At 64.6% G+C, this 10,055-nt stretch carries 12 protein-coding genes; 6 read left to right on the forward strand and 6 right to left on the reverse strand.

From position 1 onward, the window contains the following. Positions 1-149: 149 nt before the first annotated feature. The 4 genes from minE to NKI21_RS24195 all read right to left on the reverse strand — a co-directional run bounded on the left by minE (position 150) and on the right by NKI21_RS24195 (position 3,229). The gene (gene minE / locus NKI21_RS24180; protein ID WP_023813379.1) at positions 150-422 is read right to left on the reverse strand and encodes a cell division topological specificity factor MinE; all 273 of its coding nucleotides are present in this window, start codon (positions 420-422) and stop codon (positions 150-152) included. Beyond that, positions 419-1,234: a septum site-determining protein MinD gene (minD, locus tag NKI21_RS24185; RefSeq protein WP_031213651.1), complete on the reverse strand. Its 816-nt coding sequence runs from the start codon at positions 1,232-1,234 to the stop codon at positions 419-421. Before minD ends, minE begins: the two co-directional genes overlap by 4 nt. Before the next feature lie 62 nt (positions 1,235-1,296). Further along, positions 1,297-2,106 carry a septum site-determining protein MinC gene (minC, locus tag NKI21_RS24190; RefSeq protein ID WP_352722084.1) on the reverse strand — a complete coding sequence of 270 codons (810 nt, stop codon included), beginning with the start codon at positions 2,104-2,106 and terminating at the stop codon, positions 1,297-1,299. Positions 2,107-2,335: 229 nt separating this feature from the next. Next, the gene (locus tag NKI21_RS24195) at positions 2,336-3,229 is read right to left on the reverse strand and encodes a LysR family transcriptional regulator (RefSeq protein WP_352554580.1); all 894 of its coding nucleotides are present in this window, start codon (positions 3,227-3,229) and stop codon (positions 2,336-2,338) included. A 142-nt stretch (positions 3,230-3,371) separates the two neighbouring features. On the opposite strand from NKI21_RS24195, the gene NKI21_RS24200 reads away from it, so the two are divergent. Genes NKI21_RS24200 through NKI21_RS24225 form a run of 6 tightly spaced genes read left to right on the forward strand, consistent with a single transcriptional unit; the run spans position 3,372 to position 8,201 of the window. Continuing rightward, positions 3,372-4,571 (forward strand): MFS transporter, encoded by a 1,200-nt coding sequence (locus NKI21_RS24200; RefSeq protein WP_502896769.1) that lies wholly within the window; start codon positions 3,372-3,374, stop codon positions 4,569-4,571. Next, on the forward strand, positions 4,568-5,038 hold the full coding sequence (locus tag NKI21_RS24205) for a cyclophilin-like fold protein (protein ID WP_352774029.1): 471 nt from the start codon (positions 4,568-4,570) through the stop codon (positions 5,036-5,038). Before NKI21_RS24200 ends, NKI21_RS24205 begins: the two co-directional genes overlap by 4 nt. A gap of 19 nt (positions 5,039-5,057) precedes the next feature. Further along, entirely contained in the window at positions 5,058-5,453 is a 396-nt protein-coding gene (locus NKI21_RS24210) for a (R)-mandelonitrile lyase (protein WP_352793280.1), read from the forward strand. A 25-nt stretch (positions 5,454-5,478) separates the two neighbouring features. Beyond that, the gene (locus tag NKI21_RS24215; RefSeq protein ID WP_127296952.1) at positions 5,479-6,495 is read left to right on the forward strand and encodes a zinc-dependent alcohol dehydrogenase family protein; all 1,017 of its coding nucleotides are present in this window, start codon (positions 5,479-5,481) and stop codon (positions 6,493-6,495) included. Between the two features lie 57 nt (positions 6,496-6,552). Beyond that, the gene (locus NKI21_RS24220) at positions 6,553-6,981 is read left to right on the forward strand and encodes a lipocalin-like domain-containing protein (RefSeq protein WP_352793282.1); all 429 of its coding nucleotides are present in this window, start codon (positions 6,553-6,555) and stop codon (positions 6,979-6,981) included. Positions 6,982-7,010: 29 nt separating this feature from the next. Beyond that, positions 7,011-8,201, forward strand: a complete 1,191-nt coding sequence (locus NKI21_RS24225) for an arabinose transporter (protein ID WP_352611120.1) — start codon at positions 7,011-7,013, stop codon at positions 8,199-8,201. 606 nt (positions 8,202-8,807) lie between these two features. Here NKI21_RS24225 and NKI21_RS24230 read toward each other — a convergent pair. Both NKI21_RS24230 and NKI21_RS24235 read right to left on the reverse strand, forming a co-directional pair. After that, positions 8,808-9,155: a DUF2934 domain-containing protein gene (locus NKI21_RS24230; protein ID WP_352611119.1), complete on the reverse strand. Its 348-nt coding sequence runs from the start codon at positions 9,153-9,155 to the stop codon at positions 8,808-8,810. A gap of 95 nt (positions 9,156-9,250) precedes the next feature. Next, a complete protein-coding gene (locus tag NKI21_RS24235; protein ID WP_352793284.1) occupies positions 9,251-9,859 on the reverse strand; it encodes a BA14K family protein in 609 nt (202 codons plus the stop codon). Positions 9,860-10,055: the final 196 nt, after the last annotated feature.

Consider the following 10,055-nt stretch of genomic DNA (forward strand, 5'->3'; position numbering starts at 1 on the left):
CCCACCTCCCCCTTGTGGGGAGGTCGGACCGCAGGTCCGGGTGGGGGTGCTGGCGCCAACCCCCACCCGATCCGCTTTGCGGATCGACTTGCCGGGGCGAGCCACCGGTCTCGCCCGTCCTTCGGACCCCCACAAGGGGGAGGGTAAAGTCACCCCGCCATGGCCATCGGCACGGCGCTTTTGTTGGGGATCTGGATGTCGATTTCCAGCGTCGACATGGTCTCGCCGCGGTCCATCGAGACCTGCAGATAGTCCTGGTCGATCTGCACATGCTTGGCGATGACGGCCATGATCTCCTCGCGCAGGATGGAGACGAGGTCGGGCTGGCTGCGGTTGCGGCGCTCGTAGGCGAGCAGCACTTGCAGCCGCTCGCGCGCCACCGGGGCGCTGGAGCGCCGCTTGAAGATGTCGAGCAGGTTCATGCCGCCCTCCTTCCCAAAAGACGATCGAGGAAGCCCTTGCGCTCGAAGGGCACGATGACGGGCAATTCCTCGCCCTCCAGCCGCCTGGCAGCGTCGATATAGGCCTTGGCGGCCGCATTGAGCGGCTCTGACAGTGTCACCGGCGAACCGAGGTTGGAGGCGCGCAGCACGTCCTGGCTTTCCGGAATGATGCCGAGCAGCGGCACCGACAGGATTTCCAGCACGTCATCGATGGACAGCATTTCGCCACGCGAGGCGCGCGCTGCATCGTAGCGCGTGACCAGCACATGCTTGGCGATCTGCTCGCCCTGCTCGGCCCGCAAGGTGCGGGCGTCGAGCAGGCCGATGATGCGGTCGGAATCGCGCACCGACGACACTTCCGGGTTGGTGACGATGACCGCCTCGTCGGCAAAGCGCATGGCGAGCTGCGCGCCGCGCTCGATGCCGGCCGGGCTGTCGCAGAACACGTAGTCGAACACCGAGCGCAGCTTGTCGATGACTTCGCCGACGCCCTCCTCGGTCAGCGCATCCTTGTCGCGCGTCTGCGAGGCCGGCAGCAGGAACAGCGTCTCGACCCGCTTGTCGCGGATCAGCGCCTGCGAGAGTTTCGCCTGGCCCTGGATGACGTTGACGAGGTCGAACACCACGCGCCGCTCGGCGCCCATGATCAGGTCGAGGTTGCGCAGGCCGACGTCAAAGTCGACCAAGGCCACCCTCTTGCCGGTCTTGGCCACGGCCGCCCCAAGGGCCGCCGTCGAGGTCGTCTTGCCGACGCCCCCCTTGCCCGAGGTGACCACCACTACCTTGCCCATTGAAAAGCCTCCGTTGTTGTTCATTTGTTTTTGGTCGAGCGGCCCTCGCCGCCCGGTCGAAGTCAGCTCAGCGTCGAAACCCGCAGCGCGTCGCCGTCGAGAAACGCCTGCACCGGCTTGCCGCGCGAAACGCCTTCCATCTCCTCGGCGGTGACGTACCAGCCGTCGACCGCCAGAAGTTCCGCCTCGTTCTTGCGGCAGAAGATGCGCGCGCCCCTGTTGCCCAGCGCACCCGCCGAAGCGCGCCCGCGCAGCGTGCCGTAGACATGGATCGAGCCCGCCGCGATGATCTCCGACCCGGAAGCGACCGAACCGAGCACGATGACATCGCCATGCGGATGCACGATCGCCTGGCCCGAGCGGATCGGCGCCTTGATCATCAGCGTGCCCGAAGCTTCAACCTGCGGCTCGCTATCGCCCGCCTTGCTTGCGTCAACCTTGCCGACGCCGGCCTTGCCCGCGCTGCCCGCATCGGCGTGCTGTTCAGGCGCCTTGCCCTCGGCCTTGTCGAAACCCTCCGCCCGCGCCTCGCGGGGCAGCAACCCATCCGTCGTCGCCTCCTTGGCACCGACCAGAACCGGCGGCAGGTTGGGCGCGAGTGCGGCGTGGCCGTCGAGCTCGATGGCATAGACACGAATGCCGCGATGGCCAAGCACGTCGACCAGCGATTCGATCGCGGCGACATCGGGCTTCAAGGTGTTGAGATCAAGCACCACCGGCCGCCCGGCAAAATAGCCGGGCGAGTTGCCGATCCAGTGATCGAGCCCCTCAAGCCACACGTCCAAAGGCGCTTCGGGCGTCAGCGTGAAAGCGACGAAAGAACGGGCACGAAAGCGAATGGATTTGGCCTCGAGGGGGGCGGCAAAGGTCACGGCTGGCGAATCCTTACTGAGAGGTAAACGCTAGCGAGGGAATGGTTAATGAAAGGTTAATGGGAGGGGGATGAGGGCCAATTTGCGAGAAGTTGGAAGGTCAGCCAACGCCAAGGCAGTGACAGTCGATCCGTTTCCTTCACTCAATGCGCTGCGGGTTTTTGAGGCAGCAGCGCGCCACGAAAGCTTTGCGCGCGGGACCCCATTTGCCAATGCGCAATCTTGGGGGTCAGATGCGATGACGAAGCGCCTCGACGATCATCGCCATCGCAGGCGAGAGCTGCCGCCTGCTCGGGTAGTAGAGGTGATAGCCCGCAAATGGCGGACTCCAATCGTCAAGCACGAGCCTAAGGCATCCCGTGGCGATATGGTGGTTGACGAGGTTTTCCGGGACGTAGGCGATCCCGAAACCGCTTATCGCAGCCTCGATCATGGGTATGGACGAATTGAAGGTGAGCTGGCCTTGCACCCGCACACGCAGGTCGCGGCCTTGCTTGGCGAATTCCCAGGCATATAATCCGCCGAACGTCGCCTGCCGCATATTGATGCAGTCATGATCGACCAGGTCCTGGGGCGCGGTCGGAACCGGATGGCGGGAAAAGTACTCCGGCGAAGCCACGGCCACGAGCCTCCAATCCGGCCCGATCCTAACCGCGATCATATCCCTGTCGATGCTCTCACCTAGCCGCACGCCCGCGTCGAAGCGCTCCTCCACAATGTTCTTCATGCCGTTGTCGCTGTAGAGTTCGACGCACACGTCAGGATAGTCGCTGAGCAAAGGCTGCAGCTTCGGCCAGACGGTCGTCTGGAGCGCATGGTCGGACAGCGTGATACGGACCGTTCCGGAGGGCTTGTCGCGAAAGGCCACCAGGCTTGCAAGGTCGGCTTCGATTTCCTCGAAGCGGGGAACAAGAGACTGGAAAAGTCGCTCGCCGGCCTCGGTCGGTGCGACGCTCCGCGTCGTACGTGTCAGCAGACGGACGCCAAGACGAGCTTCAAGCTCCTTGATTGTCGAACTCAGGGTCGACTGCGAGGTTCCGAGCTTGGCCGCCGCCTTGGTGAAGCTGCGCTCCCGCGCGACCGCCACGAACCATAGCAGATCCTTCATACCATCGCGCTGCATAGGGCACCTCCCGTCGGGCATTTATATCACGAGCAGATAAGTCCATGCGGATTACTTAGCCTAATAAAATGGGTTCCTCTGCAATATCTTCTTGGCATCGCGACAGGGATTGGCGGCTGATCCGCCCGGTCGCCTTGCAAGGATGCCAATTGTGGAAACGACGTACGACACAAGGCTTGTCGAAGACCGCGCCGCATGGGGCGCGGTGTTGTCGATGGCGCTGTGTGTTTTCGTGCTCATCGCGTCTGAATTCATGCCGGTCAGCCTGCTGTCGCCGCTAGCGTCCGATCTCGGCATCACCGAGGGCCACGCGGGACAGGCGATCTCGATTTCGGGCGTTTTCGCTGTCGTGACCAGCCTGCTGGTCGTCGGTCTCACGCACCGCATCGACCGCCGACTGGTCGTGACTGGCTTCACCCTCCTCCTCATCGTGTCCGGTTTGGCTGTGACCTTCGCGCCGAACTACGCGTTCCTCATGGTCGGCCGGGCACTGCTCGGCATCGCGATCGGCGGGTTCTGGTCGATGTCGACCGCGATCGTCATGCGCCTCGTGCCGCAAGACATGGTTCCGAAGGGTCTCGCCATGCTAAACGCGGGCAATGCCATTGCGGCCACCATCGCGGCGCCGCTGGGCAGCTTTCTTGGCGCCTATGTCGGCTGGCGCGGCGCTTTCTTCCTCGTCGTGCCGTTTGGGCTCCTGGCGCTGGCCTGGCAGTGGACCAGCCTGCCGGCGCTGCCCCCGCGTCGGAGGAAGCGTCCTGGCAATCCGCTGGCGCTGCTCGGTCGTCTTTCAGTCGCCATCGGCATGGCGTCGATCATGATGCTGTTCATGGGCCAGTTCGCGCTCTTCACCTATCTTCGGCCCTTCCTCGAGAGCGTCACCCGGCTCGACATCGCTGCCCTCTCGGCGGTCCTGCTGGCGATGGGGCTGGCGGGGGTGCTCGGCACATGGTGCGTCGGCCGGCTTTTGCGCACGCGCCTGTTCAGCATCCTCATCGTTATCCCGCTGGTCATGGCTGCGCTGGCTGCTGCGCTCATCGCCCTTGGTGCCCTCCCGGTTCCCACAGCATTGCTGCTCATTGCCTGGGGCTTCTTCGGCACGGCCGCGCCCGTTGGCTGGGGCACGTGGCTCAGCCGAACGCTGCCGGACGACGCAGAGGCCGGCGGCGGGTTGCAGGTAGCCGTCATTCAGCTCGCCATCACCGGCGGCGCCGCAATCGGCGGCACGCTCTTCGATACGGTCGGCTGGTGGGGAGCGTTCACTCTAGGCGCGGTGCTGCTCTGCGGATCGGCGCTCGCCGCCCTCGCCGCGTCCCATATGGCCCGGAGGTCCCTGCCATGACCATCGAGCGTGCGCCGCTTAGCCGCCGGACATTGCTCGGCGCCGCGCTCGCGGTGGCGGCCCTGCATCGCGCAGCCGCCAGCCAGGAAGGCCAATCTCCCGTCAGCCAGGAGCCCACCGACATGAAGATCAGGATGGCCTTCAACGGCCGTATCATGACCGCCACGCTCTACGACAATCCCTCAGCGCGCGACTTCTTCTCCATGCTGCCGCTCGACCTCAAGATCGAGGACTACGCGCATAACGAGAAGATCGCCTATCTGCCGCGCAAGCTGACTGAGGAGGGAAGTGGCCCGTTCGCCAACGAGCAGCCCTACGACCTGTGCTATTTCATGCCCTGGGGCAATCTGGCCATGTTCCACGCCGACTATAGCCATCCCGGGCTGATCAGGCTCGGCCGCTTCGATGAGGGCGAGCAGGCCCTGCACATTCGCGGCGAGTTCCCGCTTCGCATCGAACGCATTTGAGGACGCAAAGGAGATCACCATGGACATTCTTCGCGCTGGCACGAGGCCTTCCGGCAAGGGACCACCTGACTGGTTCACCGGAACGGTGCGGATCGATCCACTCTTCAATCCCTTCGATGCCGGGCGAGTCCAAGGCGCACAGGTGACCTTCGAGCCCGGCGCCCGCACCGCCTGGCACACGCATCCGCTCGGCCAGACGCTGATCGTCGTCTCCGGCCTTGGCCGCGTGCAGCGCGAGGGCGGTCCGGTCGAGGAAATCCGTGCCGGCGACGTCGTCTGGTTCGCGCCCGGCGAGAAGCACTGGCACGGCGCGTCGCCTCTGACCGCCATGACCCACATTGCCCTCCAGGAGGTCAAGGACGGCAAGGTCGTGGACTGGCTGGGACATGTCAGCGACGCCGACTACGGCGCCTGATCTTCTCCACTCGAAAGGAACCAGAATGATCGCAACCATTCTTCACAAACCGGGCGACATCCGCTGCGAGGAAATCGCCGATCCGAAAATCATGCGGCCGACGGACGCAATCATCAAGCTCTCGGCAAGCTGCATCTGCGGCTCGGACCTGTGGCCCTATCGCGGGCTGCAGCCGGTCGACGGCCCGATGCACATGGGCCACGAATATTGTGGTATCGTCGTCGAGGTCGGCGCAGAGGTGCGCACGGTCCGTCCCGGCCAGTTCGTCGTCGGGTCGTTCTGCCTTTCCGACAATACCTGCCCGCATTGCCGCTTCGGCTTCCAGTCGTCTTGTGTGCAGCGCGAATTCATGTCGGGCGCGCAGGCGCCTTACGCTCGCGTGCCGTTGGCCGATGGCACACTGGTCGCCACCGCGGAGGTGCCGCCGGCCGAACTCATCCCTGACCTGCTGGCTGTGTCCGATGTGCTCGGCACCGGCTGGTACGCGGCCGACGCGGCCGAGGTCCGAGAAGGATCGACGGTGGTGGTGGTCGGCGACGGTGCGGTCGGCCTGATGGGCGTGCTTGCGGCCAAGGAGATGGGCGCCGAGCGCATCATCGCCATGAGCCGGCACGCCAGCCGCCAAAAGCTCGCCCGCGAGTTTGGCGCCACCGACATTGTGGCCGAGCGTGGCGAGGAAGGCGTCACGCGCATCAAGGAACTCACCAAGGGCGTCGGCGCGGACTCCGTGCTGGAATGCGTCGGTACGGGAGAATCCTTCGACCAGGCGCTGGCCTGCTCTCGCCCCGGCGGCACCATCGGCTATGTCGGCGTGCCGCATGGCGTGAGCTTCGACGGCCAAAAACTATTCTTCGGCCAAAAGCGCATGATGGGCGGCCCGGCGCCAGTGCGCCGTTTCTTGCCCGACCTGATGGACCGTGTACTGCGAGGCAGGATCAAGCCCGGCAAGGTCTTCGACCTCAAGCTGCCGTTGGCAGAGGTCGCTGAAGGCTATCGCGCCATGGACGAGCGGCGTGCCATCAAGGTCATGCTTTCCGTGTGAGCGAAGATTAGGCGGACGGCCTGTCCGCACCCGCAATCAGAAAAGGAACAACGACATATGACTATGAGATTGAAGATCGCCGCCCTTGCGCTTGCGGTCGCCACACCGGCGTTCTCGCAAGAGTCCTCGATCATTGGCGCATGGCGCATGAGGTCGCTCGAAGCCGGTGCTGAGGGAAACCTCAAGCCTGTGCCATATTCCGGCCAGGTCATCTTCACCGAGGCCGGCACCCTCTCGGTGCAGGCCCAGAACCCCGACGCCAAGGCGCCGGACACGCCTTACACAGCGAATGGCTACGAAGCCTATTATGGGCCGGTCGCCATCAACGACCAGGACAAGACCTTCGTCATCACGATCGAGTCCTCCCTAGTCCGCAACCTTGTCGGGAAGAGCATGAAACGCAAATTCGAAGTCTCGGACAACAAACTGGTCCTCACGCCGGACAATCCGGCCGAAGGCTGGCGTGTGACCTACGAACGCTACTGATCTGAACTGTTGGGTTCAAGGTGTTGCCGATGGCCAAAGTGGCGGGGACTTCAGACCGAAATGGAGCAATGGCGGAACTGGTGCCAATCATGGCGGCTGTCTTCGCCGGCTTCCTTCTGATCGGCTTGGCGCTACCCGTCCTGCCGCTGCATCTTCATCAGCAACTCGGCTTCGGCCCCTTCGCGGTCGGACTGGTGACGGGCAGCCAGTTCGTCGCCTCGATGTTGTCGCGCATTGGGGCCGGAAACTATGCCGATGGGCGCGGCGGCAAGCGGGCCGTCGTCGTCGGCCTCATTGCCGCTGCCCTGGCGGGATTATTTTACCTCGGCTCACTGGCATTGCTCGACCGGCCGGTAGCGTCCGCATCGGCGCTCTTCGCCGGCCGGGCGGTATTGGGCGCGTCGGAGAGCTTCATCATCACCGGCGGCGTCGCCTGGGGCCTCTCCCTTGCGGGCGGACAGAACTCCGGAAAAGTCATAGCCTGGGTGGGCACGGCGATGTTTGCGGCGCTCGCGCTTGGAGCGCCGGTCGGATCTGCGCTTTATGCGGCGAGCGGTTTCACCGCGATCGCACTCGCGACCATCGTCCTGCCGCTTGCGACGCTGCTTGCCATCCTGCCGATGCGTGGCACCAGCACCGCCGCGAGCAGCGTGCCGCAGTCATGGACGAGCGTGGCTCAAGCGGTCTGGCTTCCCGGAGTGGGAGCAGCTTTCAGCAGCCTCGGCTATGGCGCAATCCTGGCCTTTGCCGCGTTGCTCTTTGCCGAACGGGGATGGCAGCCGATCTGGCTTCCCTTCACGGCCTATGCCGCGGCGCTGATCGTGGCAAGGCTATGCTTCGGCCACCTGCCCGACAGGCTTGGGGGCGCACGCGTCGCTGTGATCTTCGTCGCCGTCGAGGCCGCAGGGCTGATGCTGATCTGGCTTGCGACCGGGCCTGTTGTCGCCGCAATTGGGGCGGGTCTCACTGGCCTTGGCTACTCGCTGGTCTATCCCGGTCTCGGTGCCGAGGCAGTAAGCCATCTTCCGTCGCGCAGCCGCGGCCTGGCCATGGGACTCTACACCGTCTTCCTCGACGTGGCGCTCGGCTTCGGCAGTCCAGCGCTCGGCTTGGTCGCCGCGTCGGCCGGGCTGCAATTCGTCTTCTTCGCCGTCGCGATGGCGACGCTTCCGGCGTTGGGCATCGCTCTGCTGCTGGGTCGCCGTAACGCTCTACGCTAGTGCCGGGTATTCTGTGCTCGCGATGTTGCGCAACTACGATCACCTCGCGCTGGCAACGTTGAAAATTGGCGCAGCGCCAGCCAACACGCAAAAAACCCGCCTGTGCGGCGGGTCACTGGCGCAAATCAGCACCATAGATAGAAATGTAGCATAACTGCCCTCACGGGTCAAGAATAAATTCCTATCGCCACTGACGCAAGCTGCCCGCCGGACGCATGCATTCCCAGGCCAGCGGCGCAATCGCAGTCAAGGCCGACATTCGAACGAAAGTAGATCCAGCTTGACGGAACATTAGTCATAGCTAATTGTTGATGTGTGCGGCAGGTGGTGCCCTCCACCGCCTGCCGAAGATCGGCCGTCCGATCGGCCCGCGTCCTCCGCCAGAGGCGCGGGCTTTCGCTTTCGCGGTCCAGCGCAAGTGATGACCGACCAGCCCGTCGCAACCTGAGCGTTTCGAGAAGCCGCGTTGGCGGGCCGTGCTCACGACCAGTCCAAGGCTCTGGCCATGGCGAAAAAGATTGGCGACAGAGCCGAAGATGATGAGGCGTCGCCGTTTTCGCCCTTCTTGAGTGAATGGAGCCGGTATTTCCGTCCTTCAGCTTTCGATCATTTGGCCAGTCCCTCATCGGGGTTTCGCCGCCTTTTGGCCTTGAGGCTGCGGGCGGCTTGCTCCACCGCGGCGCGGTCGTTGCCCAAGCGGTCGAGCAGTTCCTGTGCCTCGTCGCCCGATATGCCGGTGCGCACCGCCAGCGCCTCGACCTCCAGCACGTCGGTGCTGGCGACCTCGCCAGTCTCAGGCAGTGCGTCATCCGCCGTCAGCGGCAGGGCCGCCTCGCGGTCGATCTCGGCCTCGGCCTGGTGCCAGTGCCGTTCGGGGTCGCCCTGCATGCGGCCTTCCCGTTCCCAGATCTGGTAGGCGCGCTCACGAATTCTGTCGTCCCGGTCGTCGCTCATGGTCAGTCCTCCTTAGGTCAGGGTTGAACGCCGCGCCAATGCGGACGCTCCGGAAAATCCGCGCGATCGGATCGCCTGCCTGCGGCGCGCGGGCTCTACTGGCATTGCCGTCTCGGCCCGCCGGAGTATGGCTGGTAGGAGTTGTCTTCCGGGCGATAGGAGCGGTAGCGGCTGAAGCAGTAATCGACATGGTCGGCCGAAAGTGCTTCGCCGCCATCGTCGGCAGCGTAGACGCCCAGGCCGGCGCCGTTTTCGTCGCCATCGCCGGCAGTGGGCTGGACGGGCTGACCGGCGGCTTCGAGATAGGGCGAGACGCAGCGACGCAACTGCCCGCTGTAGGAGAGATAGCTGTTGTCGTCCGGGTGGTAGGAGCGATAGCGGCTGGCGCACCAGGCGAGATGCGGAGGCGGCAATTCGGTCGTCTTGGGCGCGATGGCGCCGGTGACGGTGGGGTCGGGCGGTGTTTCCTGCGGTTTGGCGGGGATGTCGGGCGGCGCGGACTGTTTGGCCGGCAGGCGTTCGAGGCCCTGCCCGGCTTTGTTCACCGGCCGCGCCTTCTTGGTCCACAGCTCCGCCACGCTGACAGTAGCCGTTGCCTGGCGCGGCGGCTTCGCGGCAAGCAGCCAGGCGGCGAAGCCCAGTCCGCTGCCGAAGACCGCAAGGGTCAGCACGAAGCCGCAGACCAGTCCCAAAACCGCTTTCACGACACGCTCCTTAAGTCCCTGCTCATAGAATGCGGGGCCTCAAGGCTGGTTCCAGAAAAACGCCGGGTGCACGCCCTCGCGTGCCGCCGAGCGCGCCCGGCGAGAGCCGCCAAGGGAGGCTCAAAAGAGCGCCCAGACACAGTTCAGAAACAATATTCAACAGTTCGGAAAAACTGGCGAAAAGATCGGATGGCAT

The organism is Mesorhizobium sp. M0715 (assembly GCF_040320355.1).
Taxonomy (GTDB): Bacteria; Pseudomonadota; Alphaproteobacteria; order Rhizobiales; family Rhizobiaceae; genus Mesorhizobium.

Bases quoted from the DNA above. Each gene is read 5' to 3' on its own strand.
- minE (WP_023813379.1), bottom strand. From the start codon at position 422: ATGAACCTGCTCGACATCTTCAAGCGGCGCTCCAGCGCCCCGGTGGCG.
- minD (WP_031213651.1), bottom strand. From the start codon at position 1,234: ATGGGCAAGGTAGTGGTGGTCACCTCGGGCAAGGGGGGCGTCGGCAAG.
- NKI21_RS24195 (WP_352554580.1), bottom strand. From the start codon at position 3,229: ATGCAGCGCGATGGTATGAAGGATCTGCTATGGTTCGTGGCGGTCGCG.
- NKI21_RS24200 (WP_502896769.1), top strand. From the start codon at position 3,372: ATGCCAATTGTGGAAACGACGTACGACACAAGGCTTGTCGAAGACCGC.
- NKI21_RS24205 (WP_352774029.1), top strand. From the start codon at position 4,568: ATGACCATCGAGCGTGCGCCGCTTAGCCGCCGGACATTGCTCGGCGCC.
- NKI21_RS24210 (WP_352793280.1), top strand. From the start codon at position 5,058: ATGGACATTCTTCGCGCTGGCACGAGGCCTTCCGGCAAGGGACCACCT.
- NKI21_RS24215 (WP_127296952.1), top strand. From the start codon at position 5,479: ATGATCGCAACCATTCTTCACAAACCGGGCGACATCCGCTGCGAGGAA.
- NKI21_RS24220 (WP_352793282.1), top strand. From the start codon at position 6,553: ATGACTATGAGATTGAAGATCGCCGCCCTTGCGCTTGCGGTCGCCACA.
- NKI21_RS24225 (WP_352611120.1), top strand. From the start codon at position 7,011: ATGGCCAAAGTGGCGGGGACTTCAGACCGAAATGGAGCAATGGCGGAA.
- NKI21_RS24230 (WP_352611119.1), bottom strand. From the start codon at position 9,155: ATGAGCGACGACCGGGACGACAGAATTCGTGAGCGCGCCTACCAGATC.